We start from the raw sequence: 21,074 nt of genomic DNA on the forward strand, positions 1-21,074 counted from the left end.
TCCCTGTAGGAGCGAGCCTGCTCGCGATGACGGACGATCAGTCGCCGCAAATCAAAGCGACCGCGCAATAATCTCCTTCATGATTTCATTGGTCCCGGCATAGATCCGCTGCACCCGCGCATCCGCCCATGCCCGTGCGATCGGGTACTCCCACATGAACCCATAGCCACCGTGCAACTGCACACACTCGTCGAGCACCTTGCATTGCAGATCGGTGCCCCAGTACTTGGCCATCGCCGCCGTCGGCACGTCGAGCTTGCCTTGCAGGTGCAGTTCCAGACAGCGGTCGACGAAGACACGGCCGATCTGGATTTCCGTGGCCATCTCCGCCAGCTTGAACCGGGTATTCTGGAAATCCGCGATCGACTTGCCGAACGCCTTGCGCTCGCGGGTGTAGTCCAGCGTCCATTGCAGCGCCGCTTGCGCTGAAGCCAGCCCGCCAATGGCCACCGTGAGGCGCTCCTGAGGCAACTCCTGCATCAGGTAGGCAAAGCCCATCCCGGCCTGGCCCAACAGGTTTTCCTTGGGCACACGCACGTCCTGAAAGAACAGCTCCGAGGTGTCCTGGGCTTTCATCCCGACCTTCTCCAGGCGCTTGCCCTTGTCGAAGCCCGGCGTATCGGCTTCCACCAGAAACAGACTGGTGCCCTTCGCGCCAGCCTTCGGATCGGTCTTGGCAACGACGATTACCAGGTCGGCCAGGTAGCCGTTAGTGATAAAGGTCTTGGAGCCGTTGATCACATACTCATCGCCGTCGAGCACCGCCGTGGTTTTCACCCCTTGCAGATCGGAACCGGCACCCGGTTCGGTCATGGCGATCGCGGTAACCATCTCGCCGGACACCAGTTTCGGCAGGTACTTTTGTTTCAGCGCTTCACTGCCGTAATGCAGGATGTACGGCGCCACGATATCCGAGTGCAGGGAAAAACCGATGCCGGTCAGACCCAGTCGCCCCACTTCTTCGATCACCACCGCACTGTAGAGAAAGTCCGCCCCCAGACCGCCGTACTCTTCCGGCAAGTGCGAGCAAAGCATCCCCGCCTCCCCTGCCTTGTTCCACAGTTTGCGGTCGATATAGCCTTGTTTTTCCCACTGCCCATGGAACGGCACCGCCTCCTTTTCGAGGAACGTTCGCACGCTGTCGCGGAATAGCTCGTGCTCGGAACTGAACAGGGTTCTGGGGATCATGCGGCACCTTTTCTTTGTTTTTAGAAGGAGTTGACCTTCAGAGACTATGCCTCGCTTCCGATACAGGACACTGGACACATCCGACAAAAAATAAGACGATCCAGCCGTCTGGTGACCACTTCCCCCTATAAAAATAAAGTTGAATTATGTCTAACCAAGCCTCCACGCCCCTGCGGCGCGTCAGCATCCTGGCCATCGACCGGGTTTTCGCTTCCACCCTCATGCAAGCCAAGGATTTCTTCCACCTCGCCAGCCTGCGCTACGGCAAACAGCTGGGCCAGGGCCTGACACCGGCGTTCGAAACCCGTCTGGTCAGCCCCGATGGCAAACCGGTCAACACCTTCAGTGATGTGATGATTCCGGTAGATGGCGGGCTGGAAAACGCCGACATCATCATTCTTCCCGCGTTCTGGGACGATTTCGACAGCCTCTGCAAGCGTTACCCGCAAGTCCTGCCCTGGCTGCGCCAGCAACATGCACGCGGTGCCGTACTGTGCGGCGAGGCCACCGGTGTTTTCTGGCTGGCCGAAGCCGGGCTGCTCAATGGCAAGGAAGCGACCACCTACTGGCGCTTCTTCAATGCCTTCGCCGAACGTTTCCCCCAAGTCCAGCTCAATCAGGACAAGCACCTGACCGACGCCGACAACCTGTACTGCGCCGGCGGCACCACCTCGGCCTGTGACCTGTACATTTACCTGATCGAGCGCTTCTGCGGCGCCAACGTGTCCCAGGCCGTAGCCCGAGACATCCTCTATGAGGTGCAGCGAAGTTATTCGCCAGGACGGATTGGTTTTGGTGGGCAGAAGCTGCACCAGGACGTGATCATCCTGCAGATCCAGCACTGGCTCGAAGAACACTTCGCCGACAAGTTCCGCTTCGAAGACGTCGCCCGCGAACACGGCATGAGCATCCGCAACTTCATGCGCCGCTTCCAGACCGCCACCGGCGACAAACCCCTGCATTACCTGCAACGCCTGCGCATCGAAACCGCCAAGGGCCTGCTGTCCGGCAGCCGCAAGAGCATCAAGACCATCAGCTATGAAGTCGGCTATGACGATGCGAGCTTCTTCGCCCGACTGTTCCGACAGCACACGGAGTTGTCGCCGAATCAGTATCGGCAGCAGTTTCAGCAGGCGGCGTAGGCCTCAAGCCTCAAACAAACCCCATGTGGGAGTGAGCCTGCTCGCGATGACGTCGGCACATCCAGCATCAATGTGACTGACCCACCGCCTTCGCGAGCAGGCTCGCTCCCACAGGGATCCTGGTGAACCTATAACGCATAAAAAAGGCCTGCAATCGCAGGCCTTTTTTTATTTTCCGAATCGTCCTACGGCTTGTGCGCCCGGGCCAGGAATTCGTGGGATTGCATTTCCAGCAGTCGGCTGAGGGTACGCTGGAACTCGAAGTTCAGGCGGCCACCTGTGTACAGGTCTTTAAGCTCGACTTCGGCGGAAATGATCAGCTTCACGTTACGGTCGTAGAACTCGTCGACCATGTTGATGAAGCGTCGGGCGATGTCGTCGGTGGTGACGCTCATCTGCTCGACATCGCTGAGCAATACGGCGTGGAAGATCTTGCCCAGTTCGATGTAGTCGTTCTGGCTGCGCGGGCCGTCGCACAGTTCACGGAAGTTGAACCAGGCCACGTCATCGCAGGTGCGCAGGGCACGGATTTCACGGTTTTCGATCATCAGCACGTCATTTTCGACCGCTGCCGTGCATTCCGGCGTCAGCGCACGGAAGCTCTTGCGCAGGCTTTCGTTGGCGGCTTCGTCGAGCGGATAGTGGAACAGCTCGGCTTGCTCGAGGTGACGCAGACGATAGTCGACGCCGCTGTCGACGTTGACGATCTCGGTGTTCTGCTTGATCAGCGCAATGGCCGGCAGGAAGCGCGCGCGTTGCAGACCGTCCTTGTACAGGCCGTCCGGCACGATGTTCGACGTTGCGACCAGGGTCACGCCGTTCTTGAACAGCTCTTCCATCAGGGTGCCAAGGATCATGGCGTCGGTGATGTCGGAAACGAAGAATTCATCGAAGCAGATGACCCGGGCTTCGGTGGCGAAGCGCTTGGCGATGATGGTCAGCGGGTTTTTCTCGCCGCCCAGGGTTTTCATCTCTTCGTGCACGCGCTTCATGAAGCGGTGGAAGTGCGTACGGGTCTTTTCCTTGAAGGGCAGCGCTTCGAAGAAGGTGTCCACCAGGTAAGTCTTGCCGCGACCTACGCCGCCCCAGAAATACAGGCCCTTGACCGGGGTCTGATCCTTCTTGCCAAACAACTTGCCCAGCAGGCCCGGCTTGTTTTGCTCGGCCGCGACCAGGTCATCGTACAGGCGCTGCAAATGACGCACGGCAGTTTCCTGTGCGGCGTCATGGAAGAATTCCGGGCGTTTCAGATCAGCTTGATATCGTTCTAGGGGCGTCATAATTCGTTAGCAAGGCAACAAAAACGGGCCGACACTGTAGCGACGGCCCCGAGGAATGGCAATCGGCCCTTGGTCGGGCCGAACCGTTGTTTATTCCTGAACAGGCGTCAGGGCGATACGCAAGGCTTCAATAGCCGCGTCGCGTGCGGCGCTGTCGGCGAAGGCCGGGCTGTCGGCAACGCACTGGCCTTCCAGCCAGACGCTGAAGCCCAGTTCTTCACTGCGCACGTCCAGATCCTGGCCCGCTTGCAGCTGCTTGGTCACTTGCCCCGCGGTTTTACCGTCGGCGAAGTTGCGCGACAGCAGCAGTTGTTCGCCATCGGCCGCCAGCAGACGGAAGCGGAAACTGCCGTCGTCTTCACGGAAACTGACAAAACGTGCAGCCTTCACGGCTTTCTTCCTCGTGGTCGCCGCCACTTGAGCCTGGGCAACGAAGGAGCGCAGGCCCACCGCTTCACGCAGTTCGTTGAGGAAGGGTGTCGCTACCGAACGGGCCTTTTTCGCGCCGTGTTGCAGGATGTCTTCCAGATCCGCCGGACGCTCGATCAGCTGGTTATAACGCTCGCGGGATTCGCCCAGTTCGCTGTCCAGCAGCTGGAACAGGCGACTCTTCGCCTCGCCCCAACCCAGGCCCTGCAACAGTTCGCTGCGGAACTCGTCGGCTTGCGCCGGGGTGGCGAACGCCTGGAACAGGGTGAACAGGTGCGAGTTGTCCGGATCCTTGGCTTCGCCCGGCGCGCGGGAGTCGGTGACGATCCGCGAAATCGCGTCCTTCATCTCTTTGGCGCTGCTGAACAGCGGGATGGTGTTGTCGTAGCTCTTCGACATCTTGCGGCCATCCAGGTCCGGCAACGTGGCGACGCTCTCTTCGATCAATGCCTCGGGCATGGTGAAGAACTCTTTGCCCTGGCCAAACAGATGATTGAAGCGCTGGCCGATGTCCCGCGCCATTTCCACGTGCTGGATCTGGTCACGACCGACCGGCACCTTGTGCGCGTTGAACATCAGGATGTCCGCGGCCATCAGCACCGGGTAGCTGTACAGGCCCATGGTGATGCCGGCGTCCGGGTCTTCACCGGTCTCGACGTTCTTGTCCACCGAAGCCTTGTAGGCGTGGGCGCGGTTGAGCAGACCCTTGGCGGCAACGCAGGTCAGCAACCAGGTCAGCTCGGGGATTTCCGGGATGTCGGACTGGCGGTAGAAGGTCACGCGCTCGACATCCAGGCCACCGGCCAGCCAGGTCGCGGCGATTTCCAGACGCGAGCGCTGGATGCGCAGCGGGTCATCGCACTTGATCAGGGCGTGGTAGTCGGCCAGGAAGTAGAACGAATCGGCATTACTGTCACGGCTGGCGACGATCGCCGGGCGAATAGCGCCAGCGTAGTTGCCCAGGTGCGGCGTGCCGGTGGTGGTGATGCCGGTGAGGATACGGGTACGAGTCGTCATGGGTAATCGCTTGTCAGACTGCAATCAATTCGAGAGACGCGGCAGGATCAGATCCTTGAGATCGGTCAGCTTGCCATGAAAAAAGTGTCCGCATTCTGCCACTTTCAGCAGCTCATGGGGGCGTTCGAGCTTGTCGGACCATTCGTAAACAAGCTGCGGATCGATCACTTCGTCGGTTTCCGGCTGGATCAGGGTCAGTTCGCCCTGTTGCGGCAGCTGATCCTGAGCGCCCAGGCGCATGACCGCCGGCGCAACCATGAACAGGTGCTTGAGCGGCTCGCCCTGCGCTTCCAGACGCCCGCCGAGACTTGCTGCAACAAATCCACCGAAGGAGAAACCGAAAAGAGTCAGCGGCAATTGCGGGTGTCTGGCCCGGAACCATTCGGCGACCGCCTGGGCATCATCGACTTCGCCTGTGCCCATATCATGTGTACCTTCGCTGGCGCCGACGCCACGATAGTTGAAGCGCAGGGTGATCAAACCGGCATCACGCGCAGTGCGCTGCAGGGTCGAGACCACTTTGTTGAGCATGGTGCCGCCCTGCACCGGGTTCGGATGGCAGATGAGCGCCAGGCCACGCGGCTGCTCGTTGTCCAGGTACAGTGCTTCCAGTCGACCCGCCGGGCCATCAATCACTACAGGGGTTTCACGCATCAGCAAGGAAGGAACTCCGTGACCTCGGATCAGGTCGGCTCGTCTAGCAAATTGTCTGTGGCTGTCCATTGCGAGTGAATCGCGGTATACAGCGCAGGTTCGAGCCGTTAACGTAAAGCAAAGCCGTTTATAGAGGAAGGACTCGTGGAACACTCGCTCTTAGTTTGGTTGTTACCGACTCTTGCCCTGGTTGTGGGTGTCGCCATTGGGTTCCTGATCGCTCGCGTTGCGCCGAACGCCGCGCCCAGCCGCACGCAGCGTCAGCTGGACGATATTCAGGAACGTTTCGACAGTTATCAGAACGAGGTGGTGACCCACTTCAACAGCACCGCGACACTGGTCAAGAAACTGACTCAGAGCTATCAGGAAGTGCAAGACCATCTCGCCGAGGGCGCCAACCGACTGGCCCTGGACGAACAGACTCGCCAACGCCTGCTGGCCTCCCTGCACGCCGACGCGGCGCAGGCACCCCGTGAACGCCTGACGCCACCGCGCGATCAGGAGCCGCCACGCGACTACGCACCAAAAGCCCCGAACTCGCCGGGCATGCTCGATGAGCATTATGGCCTGAAGAAGTAAGCAGCTTTCGCGCATTGCAAAAAGCCCCCGGACAATCACTTGTCCGGGGGCTTTTTTATTTCTGATCCAGTATTTCTGGTGCCTGTCAGGTCCTCATCGCGAGCAGGGCTCGCTCCTACAGGGGAGTGCATTTCAAATGTGGGAGCGAGCCTGCTCGCGATGGGGCCGGGACAGGCAACACAAGATGATCAGCCCAAAACCTCACTGGCCACCTGATCGATCGCGTCCTTGGTGATGCCAACAATCAGGTCCGCCTCTGCTTCGGTGAGAACCAGCGGCGGCGCGAAGCCAAGAATGTCGCCATGGGGCATCGCTCGGGCAATCATGCCGCGTTCAAGGCAAGCCGCCGAGACTTTCGGGCCGACTTTCAGTGCTGCATCGAACGGTGTGCGCTGTTCGCGATCAGCCATGAACTCAACCGCTGCGAGCATGCCGTCGCCGCGCACTTCGCCCACCAGCGGATGCCCTTCCAGGCTTTCGCGCAACCGACGGTTGAGATAGCCGCCGACCTTCTCGGCATTGGCCGTGAGGTTTTCCCGTTCCAGAATATCGAGGTTGGCCAGCGCCGCCGCGGCACAGATCGGGTGCCCGGAATAGGTCCAGCCATGGCCCATGGCACCTTGGGATTCGGAGGCCTTTTCGATGACATCCCAGACTTTTTCGCCGACGATCACTGCCGACAATGGTGCATAGGCACTGGTCAGGCCTTTGGCGGTGGTAATCAGGTCCGGGCGCATGCCGTATCGTTGACTGCCCATCTTCGAGCCGAGGCGACCAAAAGCGCAGACCACTTCGTCAGCGATCAGCAACACATCGTATTTGTTCAGTACTGCTTGAATGGCAGCCCAGTACCCCGCCGGAGGCACGATGATGCCGCCCGTGCCCATCAACGGCTCGCCGATAAACGCCGCCACGGTGTCGGGGCCTTCGGCGAGGATCATTTTCTCCAGTTCGTCGGCGCAATAGCGCACGAATGCGGTTTCATCCATGCCGGCCGGCGCCTTGCGGTACCAGTGGGGGCACACGGTGTGCTTGATGCCTTCGGCCGGCAGATCGAAATGCTGATGGAAGCTCGGCAGGCCGGTCAGGCTGCCGGTCATGATGCCCGAGCCGTGATACCCCCGATCGCGGGAGATGATTTTCTTCTTCTGCGGGCGCCCCAGTACGTTGTTGTAGTAGCGGACCAGTTTGATCTGGGTTTCGTTGGCGTCGGAACCGGAGAGGCCGTAGTAGACCTTCTTCATGCCTTCCGGCGCCCAGTCGATAATGCGGCTCGACAGTTCGATGATCGCTTCGGTCGAATGCCCCATGTAGGTGTGGTAATAGGCCAGTTCCTTGGCCTGCTTGTAGATCGCGTCGGCGACTTCGGTGCGACCATAGCCGATGTTCACGCAATACAGGCCGGCGAAGGCGTCGATGAGTTCGCGGCCTTCGTGGTCGCGAATGCGGATGCCCGATGCGCCCTTGATGATGCGCCCCTTGAGTGCCCCGCTGGCGTGATCATGGGCGTGGGTCGAAGGGTGCATGAAATGCGCACGGTCTTGCTCGAACAGGGTGTCGAATTCTTGGCTCATGGTAGATCTCCTCAGAATTGGCCTTGATGGTGCAGGCAGAAGTATTTGGTTTCGACAAAGGCTTCGAAGCCCTCGGTGCCGCCTTCACGGCCCAGCCCCGAGGCTTTCATGCCACCGAACGGGATCGGATGGCCGGTGAACTTGACGCCGTTGACCGCGACCATCGCGTGGTCGAGACGACGAATCAGTGGGTAGATCAGGTCCAGGCGATTGGAACAAATGTAGGCGGCCAGACCGTATTCGGTGTCGTTGGCCATCTCGACGGCATGATCGAGGCTGTCGAACGGCATCACCCCGGCAATCGGTGCGAAGTTCTCTTCGCGGTAGATGCGCATTTGCGGCGTGACGTCGGCCAGCACCGTCGGCTGATAGAACAGGCCGCCGAGCGCATGGGCTTCGCCCCCCACCAGTCGTTGCGCCCCTTGTTGCAAGGCATCGGCCACGCGCTCGGCGGTAATATCGAATGCCGCCTGATGCATCAACGGGCCAATATCGACGTTCTGCTCCCGATCGCCCAGCATTGCCGGGCCGACCCGCAGCTCCCGCACCGCCGCGGCAAATCCCTTGAGAAATTCCGGGTAGATCGAGCGGTCGACCATGATGCGGTTGGCCGCGCAGCAATCCTGGCCGGAGGTCTGAAACTTGGCGGCAACCGCGACTTTTACCGCCAGCCCGAGATCGGCATCCGCACAGACAATGAACGGTGCGTTGCCGCCCAGTTCCAGCGAGACCTTCTTCACATCCGCGGCCGCCGCTTGCAGCACCAACTTACCCACGCGAGTCGAGCCGGTGAAACTCACCGAGCGCACGCGACTGTCCTGCACCAGGGTTTGCATGGCCATTTGCGGCTCGCCCAGCACCACATTGAATACGCCGGCCGGGAAACCCGCTTCCTCGGCGAGTTGCGCCAAAGCGAACGCCGAGTACGGCGTTTCATGGGCGGGTTTGATCACCACGGTGCAGCCGGCAGCCAGGGCGGCGGCGGCTTTGCGGGTGATCATCGCCGAGGGGAAGTTCCATGGGGTCAGCAAGGCGCAGACGCCGACCGGTTCCTTGACCGTGCCCAGGTGCGCGCCGGGTATGTGGCTGGGAATGTTCTGCCCATAAAGGCGCCGCGCCTCCTCGGCGAACCAGGGAATGAAGCTGGCCGCATAGGCGATTTCACCGCGGGACTCGGCCAGGGACTTGCCCTGCTCCAGGCTGAGAATCCGCGCCAGGTCTTCCTGATGCTCAAGAATCAATGCCGCCCAGCGCCGCAGAATCACCCCGCGCGCCTCCAGGCTTTGTTCGCGCCAATCGGCGAACGCGCGGTGCGCGGCACCGACGGCGGCGACAATTTGCGGCTGATCGAGCATCGGTACATGGCCGATGAGTTTTTGATCGGCCGGGTTATGCACGGCGATACTGTGACCGCTGTCGCTGTGGACCCAATGGCCATCAACGTAGCAAAGTGCCTTGAACAGCAGTGGATGTTTGTAAGTCATGGCGTTCACTCCAATCCGTGTGCGTGGAACCATGCTAGGTCAGCCGGGCGTTGAGAATTTGGCGTTTGAACGGGGTGCGGCAGGTGGTTTTTTCTGATTGAGCGGGGGTGAACAGCGGATTTTTCGGTTGGAGCAAAACCATTGTGGGAGCTAGCCTGCTAGCGATGGCGCCCTTTCAGTCACATCAATGTTGGATGTGCCGACGTCATCGCTAGCAGGCTAGCTCCCACAGGGGTTTTCAGTGTGCTCAGGAATCTTGAGAGAGTTCGGACGGCAACGCGCCGCTGGTCTTGATGGTTTTGGTGACGATGTAGGTGAAATAGCGTTCTATGCCCAGGTCGTCGAGCAGCAGTTGGTCGATGAAGCGCTGGTAATGATCGATGTCCGGTGCCTGGATCATCGCCATGTAATCGACGCCACCACCGGTGGCGTAGCAGAACGCCACTTCGGCAGCCTCGTTCATGCGCTGTTCAAAACGCCGCATGTCCTGCGCGGTGTGCCGGGCCAGGGTGATTTCCACCAGTACTTGCTGACTTTTGAACACTGCGTTCCAGTCGATCTGCGCGCGGTAGCCCTTGATCAGGCCAAGGGTTTCAAGCTTGCGCACACGCTCCCAGGCCGGGGTCACTGACAGATTGATCGCCTCAGCCAGGCTCGATTTGGTGATACGCCCGTCTTCAGCGAGGATTCGCAGGATTTTCAGGTCATAGCGATCGAGTTTGTGCATGGGCCGAGAATCTCCTGAATGTACGGGGAACCCTGCGGGAGCGAGCCTGCTCGCGATGGCGGTATGTCAGTCACGGCTCTATTGAATGTGCTGGCACTATCGCGAGCAGGCTCGCTCCCACAGGGGGTTTGGGTCAGGTCAACACATCGGCGATGACTGCAATGGTATCGCCACACCCCACCAGCCCCGGAAAATGCCGCGCCGCCAGCAGACCGCTGCGCGCCGCACGGTATTCCACCGGAGCAACGCCGCTGCGGGTAGCGTCGTAGACGCGGGCGATCACGTCGCCCTTGTTCACGTTATCGCCCAGATCCCGGCACATTTCCAACAAGCCGTCGTGCTCGCTGGCGATGAAGCAATCGCCGTCGGGCATGTCGAGCATGATCGAGGGCGCTGTCTGAACCTCGCCCTCAAGAATCCCGGAATGCACCAGCAGATTGCGCACGCCACGCTCGGCAATCGCCACGCTGCGCGCCGTCGACGAACCGCCGCCGCCCAACTCCGTCGTGACGAAGATTTTGCCTTGAGACTCAGCGGCGGTGTCGTACATCGCCCCGGCATCGAGCTCCAGCATGCGCATGCTGTATGGCGCATTGAAGGCACGCATTCCGGCCTCGCATTGCGCCTGCTGCTGTTTGTCCGGCAGCACATGACAAGCGGCGAACGGCAGGAAATCCAGGGTGCGACCGCCGGAGTGAATGTCCAGCACGATGTCGGCCAACGGCAGCAAGGTACGCGTGAAGTAATCGGCGATTTTCTCGGTCACCGTGCCGTCCGGCTTGCCGGGAAAGCTGCGGTTGAGGTTGCCCTTGTCGATCGGAGACGTGCGCCGCCCGGCATGAAACGCCGGGGTGTTCATGAACGGCACAATGATCACCCGCCCACTGACCTCGGCGGCGCTCAGCCCCTGGGCCAGCTTGCTCAGCGCCACCGGCCCTTCGTATTCGTCGCCATGGTTGCCACCGGTGAGCAACGCAGTCGGCCCCTCACCGCGTTGAATCACCGTAAGCGGAATCATCACCGCCCCCCAGGCCGAGTCGTCCCGGGAATACGGCAGTTTGAGAAAACCGTGCTGCACGCCTTCACGGGTAAAATCCACCGTGGCGCTGATCGGGTTGTCAGGCAATTCGCTCATGGTTCATTCCTTCACGAACAGTTGGCGTGGCACGTTGCACAAGGTTTCGACGCCGGTTTCGGTGATCAGAATGCTCTCGGTGATCTCCAGCCCCCAGTCGTCCATCCACAGGCCCGGCATGAAGTGGAACGTCATGCCCGGTTGCAACACGCTGGTGTCGCCGGGACGCAGGCTCATGGTGCGCTCGCCCCAATCCGGCGGGTAGCTGATACCGATCGGGTAGCCGCAACGGCTGTCCTTGTGGATGCCGAATTTCTCCAGCACCTTGAAGAACGCCACCGCGATGTCGCCGGTGGTGTTGCCTGGCTTGGCCGCTTCAAGCCCGGCGGCGATGCCTTCGACCACGGCTTTTTCACCATCGAGAAAATGCTGCGGCGGCTTGCCCAGGTAGATCGTGCGCGACAACGGGCAGTGGTAACGCTTATAGCAACCGGCGATTTCAAAGAAGGTACCGGCGCCCTTTTCGAACGGCGTATCGTCCCAGGTCAGGTGCGGCGCGCTGGCATCGGCACCGGTGGGCAACAGAGGCACGATGGCCGGGTAATCACCGCCATGACCGTCGGCGCCGAGGATGCCGCTGCTGTAGATCTCGGCCACCAATTCATTCTTGCGCATGCCTGGCTCGATCCGCTCGAGGATTCGACCGTGCATGTTTTCAACGATGCGCGCGGCGATGCGCATGTAGGCGATTTCCTGCGGCGACTTGATCGCCCGCTGCCAGTTCACCAACCCGACCGAGTCGATCAATTTAGCCTTTGGCAGGTTTTTCTGCAGCGACAGGAACGCGGCGGCGCTGAAGTAATAGTTGTCCATCTCCACGCCAATGGTCAACGCATCCCAACCCCGGGCGCTGATCACTTCCCGCGACAGGTAATCCATCGGGTGACGTTCCCGGGACTGCACATAGATGTCCGGATAACCGACGATATTTTCTTGCTGCATGAACACCGTGCGCCTGGCGCCGTTGGCATCCTGCCCGCGACCGAACCACACGGGCTCGCCGTCGAGCGCCAGCAGCACGCATTGATGAACGTAGAACGACCAACCGTCATAGCCGGTCAGCCAGGCCATGTTCGACGGATCGGTGACCAGCAACAGCTCGATGCCCTGCGCCTGCATGGCCACTCGCACCTTGGCCAGACGCTGGGCGTATTCCTCCCGCTGGAACGGAAGATTGACGACTATCTGAGACATGCGCATGCCCTCTGATAAATGACGCACGGATGAAAAAAGCGGTTTAACTGCCGAACTGAAAACCTTTGCCCGCCGAGCGCGCACGCTCGAAGGCCAGGTTGGCCATGGCCGTGTCCTGGGCGCCGGTGCCCGTGAGATCGCACAAGGTGATCTGCGTTGCGTCCGTGCGACCGGGCCGTTGGCCGGCCAGCACCTGGCCGAGCTCTGCGAAGCCCGATTCGTCGCTGACGACGCCCGCAGCGAGGGCGTGATGCAACTCGCCGAGGATGCGCGTCTGGCTCAAACGATCGGCCACGTAGCAGTCGACTTGCGCCAGCGCATGGGGGGAAATTTCGTTTTTGTGCTCGGCATCCGAACCCATGGCGGTGATGTGCAGGCCAGGGTGCAAATGGTGCACGTCAATCAACGGCTCGCGGCTCGGCGTGCAGGTGATCGCGATGTCGACATCGGCCATGGCCTCATCGATGCTCGCGCACGGTTTGACTGCCAGGCCACTGTCCCGAGCCAGCTCGACGCTAAAGGCCTGAGCCTTGGCGGAGTCCCGCGCCCAGACACGTACGCTGTCGATCGGCCGCACCAGGCGCAGGGCTTGCAGCTGCAACGCGGCCTGCTCACCGGCACCGATCAGCGCCACACTGCGGCTGTCCTCTCGCGACAGCGCCCGCGCCGCCACGGCCCCGGCCGCCGCTGTACGCACGGCGGTCAGGTAACCGTTGTCCAGCAGCAGGGCATCCAGCAGACCGGTGCGAGCGGACAGCAACATCATCATGCCGTTAAGGCTGGGCAAACCGAGTTTCGGATTGTCGAAAAAACCCGGGCTGACCTTGATCGCAAAGCGTTCCAGGCCCGGCAAGTAGGCGGTTTTCACGTCCACTTCGCCGTTATGTTCAGGAATGTCCAGGCGCAGGATCGGCGGCATGGCCACGGCAGCGGTGGCCAGCAGCACGAAGGCTTGCTCGATGGCTTCAATGCTTGGCAAATCCAGCGCCACGCAGGCACGCAGATCCGCTTCGCTCAACAAGGTTATTTCACTCATCAACGCGGCACTCCATTGAGTCGTTATTGTGGGAATTCATGCATCGGCACCTGTCAGCACGCGTAGATGCTGATCGATATCGACGTTGCGTCCGCTGACCACCACCACGACCGGCCCACGGGGCTCGATCAGGCCTTCAAGCAACGCGCCGATCCCCACCGCAGCCGCGCCTTCGAGCACCAGGCGCTCTTCGCGGTAGGCATGACGGATGGCGTTGGCAATGGAGGCTTCGCTGAGCAGATGCAGGTGGTCGCAGGTATCGCGGGTCATGGAAAAGGTGTAACGGTTGTCCAGGCCGATGCCGCCACCGAGCGAGTCGGCCAAGGTCGGCAGCTCTTCGACTTCCACCGGACGCCCGGCCGCGAGGCTGGCGTGCATGGCCGCGCCGCGCTGCATGCTGATGCCGTGGGTGACGATCTGCGGATTGGCACTTTTGAGTGCCAGCGCCACGCCGGCGAACAGACCGCCGCCGGACAACGGCACCAGCACCTGGGCGACGTCTGGTTGCTGCTCAAGGATCTCCAGCCCCAGCGTGCCCTGCCCGGCGATGATCGCCGGATGATCGAACGGCGGCAGCAGCGTCGCGCCATGTTCACAGGCAATCCGCTCGGCCTCACGCTGGGCATCATCCTGGGACTGGCCGACGATACAGACTTCGGCGCCTAGATCGCGAATGGCCTGTACCTTGTTGCCCGGCACCAGATGCGACAGGCAAATCGTCGCCTTCACGCCTTGGCGCGATGCGGCGTAAGCGAGCGCCCGCCCATGATTGCCGGTCGACGCGGCGACGACGCCACGCACCCTTTGCTCGGCACTGAGCTGTGCCACGGCATTGCTCGCGCCGCGTAACTTGAAGCTGCCGGTGATTTGCTGGGATTCAAGCTTGAGGTACACCGGCACGCCCAGCCGCCGGGACAGGCTGGGCGAATGCTCCATGGACGTACACCGGACCAGTGCTGCGATGCGCTGGCGGGCGAGGTAAATATCGTTGAGCTGTAGCGCTGACATGACCGCATCCCAATGAGGTATTGGGCGCAGTCTAAGAGGGCTGGATTGTCACGATGAATGTACTAGGGCAATTTAGTCGACAAACTTTTTTGCACCGATTACCCGCTCAGAAATCATGGATCTGCGGGTACTGACCGAAGATTTCGCGCATGCCCATCAGCGCATCGCGCATTTCGTCGTCGCTGCATTCGGCACCGACACACACCCGAACGGCCCGGGGCCTGGGCGTGCCACGCACCGTAAACGGGTCGGGCGAAGTGACCGCAATGTGCTTGTGCCGCAGCGCCCGCACCAGGCTGTCGACTTCCCAATGAGGAGGAATGCCGACCCAGGCACTCAACGCATAGGGATGCTGGCCGAGCAGGTACTCGCCCAGGTACTCGCTGACCATCGCTTGCCGACCGGACAAGAGTTGGCGTTGCAGGTCCACCAGGGTGTCGGCGCGCCCGTCGCGAATCCAGCGCGTGGCAATCTCCGCGACCATGGGCGTGGCCATCCAGCTGTTGACCCGCAAGATACTTTCGGTGCGCAACGCCAGCCGCTTTGGCATCACCAGATAACCGACGCGCAAACCGGTGAGCACCGATTTGGTCATGCTGGTGCAATAGAACGACAGTTCCGGCAAATAGTGGCTGATCGGCGGCGCACGGCGCTCGTCCAGCAGAGGGCCGTACACATCGTCCTCGATAATGTGCACGCCAAACCGCCGGGCGATCTCGGCAATTTCCCGTCGACGACTGTCCGGCATCAGGCTGGTGGTCGGGTTGTTCAGGTTTGGCGTACAGACCAGCGCGGTGATGCGCTCGTTGCTGCACATGTCCTCGAAATGCTCGGGATCGATGCCATATCGATCCATCTCCAGCCCCTTGAGGGTAAACCCGAGCACTTGGGAGTTGCCGATCACACCGTGGTCGGTCAGCCCTTCGCAAAGCACCACATCATCCGGGCCGGCAAGGGATGCCAAGGCCAGAAAGATTGCGTGGGCAGCGCCGTTGGTGATCAGGATGTCGTCGCGTTCGACCCGCAGGCCCTGCCGTGCGATCCAGTGCATCGCCGCTTCACGGTGCGACTCGAAACCGGCAATCGGGCGAAACGCGTGAATCCAGGGCTGATCCTCTTCGGTGCTGAGTTCGCGACAGGTTTCGCGCCAGAATTGGTCATGCTCTCGAGTGTGCATGATCCGAGTGATGGAAAAATCCACCAGCGCCCGTTCAGGGCTGTCGAGAATATAAGTGGCGACCCGGTCGCTCATTCGCCGCGAGACAAAACTGCCGCGCCCGACCTCGCACCTGACCAGGCCCTGGCGCTCGAGCTCCTTGTAGGCATTGGTGACGGTTTGCACACTGATGCCCATGGCATCGGCGACATTACGTTGCGGTGGCAGCCGCTGATCATTGGCCAGCACACCCTGCTCGATATCGTCGGCAATCGCCTGGACCAGGATCTTGTATTTCGACTCGCCGCTGCGGGCGATTTCCAATGCTGCCTTCCACTTGTCCATCGGCGCCGAACCCACGTGTTTGCCAGTGCCGACAGCATCCCGCGAGAAACCATGCAAAGCAATTGTCCTAGTGCAATGCAATCCTGCACAGTGCTTTTGTATGCTCGGTACAAGGTCGATGCACAGGCTGGGGAACCCGCCGCCAACAACAATCAATCGATCTGTACCGGAACTGTCTCTCCACGCTTTGGCTCAACAGGTGGACCAGCCCTCGTACGCTTTGCTCTTGTCACACTGCCTCCTACCACAGAGCCGTCAAAGACGGGTCCACAAGAAACAGGAGATTTTATCGATGAGCAATTCCATTCCCCGCACTCCCCATGTCTTGCGTCACCTGTTCGTGGCTTGTGCGATATTCGGCCTGGCCACCAGCGCCCACGCCACGACGCTGGAAACCATTACGAAAAACAGCAGCATCCGCATCGGCTACGCCAACGAAACCCCGTTCGCCTTTACCGAGACCGATGGCCGGGTCACCGGTGAATCGCCGGAAATCGCCAAGGTCATCTTCGCCAAAATGGGCATCAAGCAAGTCGATGGCGTGCTGACCGAGTGGGGCTCGTTGATCCCGGGCCTGCGCGCCAGTCGTTTCGACGTGATTGCCGCGGGCATGTACATCACGCCCGAACGCTGCAAGCAAGTCATCTTCACCGATCCGCAATACCAGTTGCCCGACGCCCTCCTGACCGCCAAAGGCAACCCGAAAAACCTGCACAGCTATGAAGACATCGCCAGGAACCCGGATGTGAAACTGGCGATCATGGCCGGCACGGTCAACCTGAAATATGCGCGGGACTCCGGGGTGAAGGACGCACAAATCCTCCAGGTGCCCGACACCACCGCGCAGTTGCAAGCCGTGCGCGCCGGTCGCGCCGATGCCGCCGTAGGCACCCAACTGACCATGAAAGGCCTGGCCGCCAAGGGTGGTGAAAAGGTCGAAGCGGTCACCGAATTCAAGGATGACCCGTCGCATACCGGTTACGGCGCCCTCGCCTTCCGCCCGGAAGACAAGGACCTGCGGGATGCGGTCAACGCCGAACTGAAAAAGTGGCTGGGCTCCGAAGAGCATCTCAAGACGGTCGCCCCGTTCGGCTTTGACAAATCCAACGTGACCAGCAAAACGGCTGCCGAGCTCTGCGCTCAATAGCCGAAACAGGCATGGCGCTTTGGCGCGGTGCCTATTTTCCTGCTGACTCCGGATGTTGAACCACGCAGGTGTGAACAATGGGTGAATTACTTCCGCTTTTGATACAAGGCGCCTGGGTCACGCTCCAGGTGACCTTCTTCGGCTCGATCCTGGCGATTGTCGCGGCCATTCTGGCGGCGCTGGGGCGCATGTCGCCGTGGCGGCCGCTGAGCTGGTTCTCGGTCGCCTACATTGAAGTGTTCCGCGGCACGTCGCTGCTGGTGCAATTGTTCTGGCTGTTTTTCGTGTTGCCGCTACCACCGTTCAATCTCGAACTGAGCCCCTACAGCGTCGCCATTGTCGGCCTCGGCCTGCACATCGGCGCTTACGGCGCGGAGGTGATGCGCGGTGCGATCAGTTCCGTTGCCAAAGGTCAGTACGAAGCGGCGACCGCATTGAACTTCAGCGGCTACAAGCGCTTTCGGCGAATCATTTTGCCCCAGGCGTTGCTGGCGGCCATTCCACCGGGCACCAACCTGCTGATCGAGTTGCTGAAAAATACTTCGCTGGTCTCGCTGATCACCCTGTCGGACCTCAGCTTCCGGGCCCGGCAACTGGACCAGGCCACTTTCCAGACCCTGGAAATCTTCAGCCTGGCGCTGGTGATGTACTTCGTTCTGGCTCAAGCGATCAACCTCGGCATGCGCAGCGTTGAGCGACGTTTGGCTCGCGGCCGGATGCGTGGAGGTCTGTCATGACCCTGTTCGATTGGACATATGCCTGGCAGATCCTGCCCGATTTGCTGCGGGCATCGCTGAACACCGTGGGCATTACCCTGCTCGGCTTCATGATCGCCATTGTGCTGGGATTGTTTCTGGCCATCGGCCGACGCAGTCGCCTGTTCTGGTTATCGTGGCCGACCGCCGGGGTGATCGAATTCATCCGCAGCACGCCGCTGCTGATCCAGGTGTATTTCCTCTACTACGTGCTGCCCAATTACGGCGTGAGCATGACAGCCATGCAGGTGGGGGTGATCGGCATCGGTGTGCACTACGCCTGCTACATCGCCGAGGTTTACCGCGGCGGCCTCGACGCCGTGCCGCGGGCGCAGTGGGAGGCCGTTACGGCGCTGAACATCGCGCCGTACAGCGCCTACCGCAACATCATCCTGCCCCAGGCCCTGCGGCCGATCCTGCCGCCATTGGGAAATTACCTGGTGGCCATGCTCAAGGACACGCCGGTGCTGTCGGCCATTACCGTGGTCGAGATCATGCAGCAAGCCAAGAACATTGGTTCCGAAAACTTCCGTTATCTGGAGCCGATCACCATGGTCGGTCTGTTTTTCCTCGCCCTGAGCATCGCTTTGGCTTATCTGGTACGGCGCCTCGAACTGCGCCTGGAGCTACGCTAATGATTTCTCCACTCTCGACCTCCAACAACCTTTCCCGGCGCGGCGACCTGACATCGCTGCATCCGCAAGGGGCCTGTGCCATGCCTGAATCGAATCCGGTCAAGCCGATTGTCAGCTTCCAGGACGTCACCAAGAGCTACGGCAATTTCACCGTGCTCGACCACTTGAACCTGGATGTCACTCCAGGCGAAAAAGTCGCGATCATCGGCCCCAGCGGCTCGGGAAAATCCACGCTGCTGCGGGTGTTGATGACGCTTGAGGGCATCGATGACGGACTGATCCGCATCGAGGATGATTTGTTGACGCACATGCCCAATCGCAACGGCGTGCTGGTGCCTGCCAACGACAGGCATATCCGTCGCGTTCGCGGCAAGATCGGCATGGTGTTCCAGAGCTTCAACCTGTTTCCGCACATGACGGCCTTGCAAAACGTCATTGAGGCGCCGGTGCAAGTGCTGGGCATGAAGCCGGCCGAAGCACGCGAACGAGCGGCGGACCTTCTGGAACTGGTGGGCCTGGGCAGCAAGCTGGGGCATTACCCTTCACAGCTGTCCGGTGGTCAGCAACAACGGGTGGCCATTGCCCGGGCGTTGGCCATGCGTCCCAAAGTCATGCTCTTCGACGAAGTGACCTCAGCGCTCGATCCGGAACTGTGCGGCGAAGTGCTCAACGTTATCCGCAAGCTCGGCGCCGAACACAACCTGACCATGCTGATGGTCACGCACCAGATGGGGTTTGCCCGGGAGTTCGCCGATCGTGTGTGCTTCTTCTACAAGGGTCAGATTCACGAGCAGGGCACGCCGGAGCAGATCTTCGAACATCCACAGCAGGAACGGACCTGCGCGTTTCTCAGCGCCGTGAAAGAAGCCAACTAACAGGCGTAACACCCAAAAACCAATGTGGGAGCGAGCCTGCTCGCGATAGGACCGTCACATTCAACAGTGATGTTGACTGACCGTCCGCTATCGCGAGCAGGCTCACTCCCACATTTTTTGTTTTGCGGTGTTATGGGTATTGCTGAACGGTACCCTGCTGTTGCTGGCCACCATACTGCTGGCCAGGAATCGCCTTGAGGTTGACCTCTACACGACGGTTCTGCGCACGGCCATTGACGTCAGCGTTGCTGGCCACCGGGCTATCCGGGCCGGCGCCGCGAGCGCTCAGGTTGGCACCGCTGACACCTTGCGAGGTCAGGTAGGTTGCCACGCTCTGGGCACGACGCTGGGACAGGTCCATGTTGTGCTGGCGGCTGCCGGTGCTGTCGGTATAGCCGACGATCTCGATCTGGTTCTGGTTGAACTCTTTCAGCGAGCCCGCCAGGTTGTTCAGCGGCTGATAGAAACCTGGGGCAATGTTCGCCGAATCGGTGGCGAACGTGATATTGCCCGGCATGATCAGCTTGATCTGGTCGCCCTGGCGCTGCACTTCAACACCGGTGTTGGCCATGCTGGCGCGCAGCTTTTTCTCTTGCTGATCGGCGTAGTAGCCGTAGCCGGCGGCGGAAGCACCGACCACCGCTGCACCGATCAGTGCGCCCTTGCCACGGTTATCGTGGTTGATCGCAGCACCGGCCAGCGCACCGGCCAGAGCGCCGAGGCCACCGTATTTCGCGGTCTTGCTCATGCCTTCGGAGCCGCTATCCGTCTGGCCCTGAGTCTGACCCTGACCGCCGTAAGGGTTAGGCGAGGCACAACCGGACAAAACGGCCACAGCTGTAGCGACAATCATCAAACGACGCGTGGTGAACATGTAAAGCTCCTACTTTTTTTTGCATTCTGTGGTGCAACGTTGGCAAGGCATCAGCCTTTGCGGGCGTTGGATCATGTTAATCAGTAAAAATTCCGAATGTTACAAATCAGCCCCGAACAAAGGGGTTCTCGCGCATTTCGTCGCCCAGAAGGGTATCCGGACCATGCCCGGTCACCACGGTCGCGTCTTCGTCGAGGGTGTACAGCCGCTGCTTGATCGAACGCACGATGGTCGCCTGGTCGCCGCCCCACAAATCCGTGCGCCCGACGCCGCGACGAAACAGCGTATCACCGGCAATCAGTAGCTTGGCCTCGGAAAACCAGAAGCTCATGGAGCCCGGCGTATGACCTGGCGTGTGCAGCGCCACGCCACAGCCGCAGGCCAGTTCTTCGTCATCGGCCAGCCAGCGATCCGGGGACGGCACCGGGGTATAAGGAACGCCGAACATCTGGCACTGCATTTCCAGGTTGTCCCACAGAAACTGGTCTTCCTTGTGCAAATGCAGGGTCGCGCCGGTTTTTTCCTTGAGTTGGCCGGAAGCCAGGAAATGATCGAGGTGCGCATGGGTGTGAATGATGCTGACCACTTTCAGCCCCAATGCATCGAGACGCGCCAGGATCAGCTCATGATTGCCACCCGGATCGACGACGATGGCCTTTTTCGTTATCGGATCGCCGATGATCGTGCAGTTGCACTGCAAAGGGCCGACGGGGAAGGTTTCGCGGATAAGCGCAGGTTTGACAGCGTCCATGGGTGTTCCTGGAAAAATGGATGGTCTATTTTGGCACAGCCCACCGACATCGCCGATGCCGTCCGCCGCTTATCATCTGCCTGATTGCA

The 21,074-nt window shown here is 60.6% G+C and carries 20 protein-coding genes; 6 read left to right on the forward strand and 14 right to left on the reverse strand.

All coding sequences use genetic code 11. The features are described 5' to 3' along the window. Positions 1 to 51: 51 nt before the first annotated feature. Positions 52 to 1,188 carry an acyl-CoA dehydrogenase family protein gene (locus AC3ITA_RS24015; RefSeq protein ID WP_095943478.1) on the reverse strand — a complete coding sequence of 379 codons (1,137 nt, stop codon included), beginning with the start codon at positions 1,186 to 1,188 and terminating at the stop codon, positions 52 to 54. Between the two features lie 221 nt (positions 1,189 to 1,409). On the opposite strand from AC3ITA_RS24015, the gene AC3ITA_RS24020 reads away from it, so the two are divergent. Then, entirely contained in the window at positions 1,410 to 2,330 is a 921-nt protein-coding gene (locus tag AC3ITA_RS24020) for a GlxA family transcriptional regulator (protein WP_172435333.1), read from the forward strand. Between the two features lie 185 nt (positions 2,331 to 2,515). On the opposite strand, the gene zapE is transcribed toward AC3ITA_RS24020, so the two are convergent. From zapE to AC3ITA_RS24035, 3 genes are all read right to left on the reverse strand, one after another. Further along, a complete protein-coding gene (gene zapE / locus AC3ITA_RS24025) occupies positions 2,516 to 3,610 on the reverse strand; it encodes a cell division protein ZapE (protein WP_095943473.1) in 1,095 nt (364 codons plus the stop codon). 90 nt (positions 3,611 to 3,700) lie between these two features. Beyond that, on the reverse strand, positions 3,701 to 5,056 hold the full coding sequence (locus AC3ITA_RS24030) for a tryptophan--tRNA ligase (RefSeq protein WP_489278528.1): 1,356 nt from the start codon (positions 5,054 to 5,056) through the stop codon (positions 3,701 to 3,703). A 24-nt stretch (positions 5,057 to 5,080) separates the two neighbouring features. Then, positions 5,081 to 5,710 (reverse strand): alpha/beta hydrolase, encoded by a 630-nt coding sequence (locus AC3ITA_RS24035; RefSeq protein WP_095943525.1) that lies wholly within the window; start codon positions 5,708 to 5,710, stop codon positions 5,081 to 5,083. A gap of 144 nt (positions 5,711 to 5,854) precedes the next feature. Here AC3ITA_RS24035 and AC3ITA_RS24040 point away from each other — a divergent pair, with 144 nt between their 5' ends. Further along, positions 5,855 to 6,289: a Z-ring associated ZapG family protein gene (locus AC3ITA_RS24040; protein ID WP_008045970.1), complete on the forward strand. Its 435-nt coding sequence runs from the start codon at positions 5,855 to 5,857 to the stop codon at positions 6,287 to 6,289. Positions 6,290 to 6,477: 188 nt separating this feature from the next. On the opposite strand, the gene AC3ITA_RS24045 is transcribed toward AC3ITA_RS24040, so the two are convergent. The 8 genes from AC3ITA_RS24045 to ehuR all read right to left on the reverse strand — a co-directional run bounded on the left by AC3ITA_RS24045 (position 6,478) and on the right by ehuR (position 15,948). Next, positions 6,478 to 7,863, reverse strand: a complete 1,386-nt coding sequence (locus AC3ITA_RS24045) for an aspartate aminotransferase family protein (RefSeq protein ID WP_489278530.1) — start codon at positions 7,861 to 7,863, stop codon at positions 6,478 to 6,480. Positions 7,864 to 7,874: 11 nt separating this feature from the next. Continuing rightward, positions 7,875 to 9,347, reverse strand: a complete 1,473-nt coding sequence (locus tag AC3ITA_RS24050) for an NAD-dependent succinate-semialdehyde dehydrogenase (protein ID WP_095943470.1) — start codon at positions 9,345 to 9,347, stop codon at positions 7,875 to 7,877. A 247-nt stretch (positions 9,348 to 9,594) separates the two neighbouring features. Beyond that, positions 9,595 to 10,074: an Lrp/AsnC family transcriptional regulator gene (locus AC3ITA_RS24055; RefSeq protein ID WP_489278532.1), complete on the reverse strand. Its 480-nt coding sequence runs from the start codon at positions 10,072 to 10,074 to the stop codon at positions 9,595 to 9,597. 133 nt (positions 10,075 to 10,207) lie between these two features. Further along, positions 10,208 to 11,209 carry a N(2)-acetyl-L-2,4-diaminobutanoate deacetylase DoeB gene (gene doeB / locus AC3ITA_RS24060; RefSeq protein ID WP_095943468.1) on the reverse strand — a complete coding sequence of 334 codons (1,002 nt, stop codon included), beginning with the start codon at positions 11,207 to 11,209 and terminating at the stop codon, positions 10,208 to 10,210. A 3-nt stretch (positions 11,210 to 11,212) separates the two neighbouring features. Beyond that, positions 11,213 to 12,403, reverse strand: a complete 1,191-nt coding sequence (gene doeA, locus AC3ITA_RS24065) for an ectoine hydrolase DoeA (protein ID WP_414929376.1) — start codon at positions 12,401 to 12,403, stop codon at positions 11,213 to 11,215. 43 nt (positions 12,404 to 12,446) lie between these two features. Then, on the reverse strand, positions 12,447 to 13,439 hold the full coding sequence (gene eutC / locus AC3ITA_RS24070) for an ectoine utilization protein EutC (RefSeq protein ID WP_095943466.1): 993 nt from the start codon (positions 13,437 to 13,439) through the stop codon (positions 12,447 to 12,449). Between the two features lie 36 nt (positions 13,440 to 13,475). Further along, a complete protein-coding gene (gene eutB / locus AC3ITA_RS24075) occupies positions 13,476 to 14,447 on the reverse strand; it encodes a hydroxyectoine utilization dehydratase EutB (RefSeq protein ID WP_489278535.1) in 972 nt (323 codons plus the stop codon). A gap of 106 nt (positions 14,448 to 14,553) precedes the next feature. Continuing rightward, positions 14,554 to 15,948 (reverse strand): MocR-like ectoine utilization transcription factor EhuR, encoded by a 1,395-nt coding sequence (ehuR, locus tag AC3ITA_RS24080; protein WP_489278537.1) that lies wholly within the window; start codon positions 15,946 to 15,948, stop codon positions 14,554 to 14,556. Positions 15,949 to 16,240: 292 nt separating this feature from the next. Here ehuR and ehuB point away from each other — a divergent pair, with 292 nt between their 5' ends. From ehuB to ehuA, 4 genes are all read left to right on the forward strand, one after another. Then, complete coding sequence (gene ehuB / locus AC3ITA_RS24085; RefSeq protein ID WP_414929373.1) at positions 16,241 to 17,095, forward strand: ectoine/hydroxyectoine ABC transporter substrate-binding protein EhuB; 855 nt, start codon at positions 16,241 to 16,243, stop codon at positions 17,093 to 17,095. A 77-nt stretch (positions 17,096 to 17,172) separates the two neighbouring features. After that, a complete protein-coding gene (ehuC, locus tag AC3ITA_RS24090; RefSeq protein ID WP_095943463.1) occupies positions 17,173 to 17,832 on the forward strand; it encodes an ectoine/hydroxyectoine ABC transporter permease subunit EhuC in 660 nt (219 codons plus the stop codon). After that, positions 17,829 to 18,485: an ectoine/hydroxyectoine ABC transporter permease subunit EhuD gene (gene ehuD, locus AC3ITA_RS24095; RefSeq protein WP_095943462.1), complete on the forward strand. Its 657-nt coding sequence runs from the start codon at positions 17,829 to 17,831 to the stop codon at positions 18,483 to 18,485. The genes ehuC and ehuD overlap by 4 nt, the downstream gene beginning before the upstream one ends. 80 nt (positions 18,486 to 18,565) lie before the next feature. Next, positions 18,566 to 19,360, forward strand: coding sequence for an ectoine/hydroxyectoine ABC transporter ATP-binding protein EhuA (gene ehuA / locus AC3ITA_RS24100; RefSeq protein WP_095943523.1), 795 nt, complete (start codon positions 18,566 to 18,568; stop codon positions 19,358 to 19,360). A 130-nt stretch (positions 19,361 to 19,490) separates the two neighbouring features. Here ehuA and AC3ITA_RS24105 read toward each other — a convergent pair whose 3' ends face one another. Beyond that, on the reverse strand, positions 19,491 to 20,234 hold the full coding sequence (locus AC3ITA_RS24105; RefSeq protein ID WP_095943461.1) for a YiaD family glycine zipper/OmpA-like lipoprotein: 744 nt from the start codon (positions 20,232 to 20,234) through the stop codon (positions 19,491 to 19,493). A 106-nt stretch (positions 20,235 to 20,340) separates the two neighbouring features. Further along, on the reverse strand, positions 20,341 to 20,985 hold the full coding sequence (locus AC3ITA_RS24110; RefSeq protein ID WP_489278539.1) for an MBL fold metallo-hydrolase: 645 nt from the start codon (positions 20,983 to 20,985) through the stop codon (positions 20,341 to 20,343). Between the last annotated feature and the right edge of the window lie 89 nt (positions 20,986 to 21,074).

The sequence above is a fragment of the Pseudomonas sp. GL_090 genome, assembly GCF_057837765.1.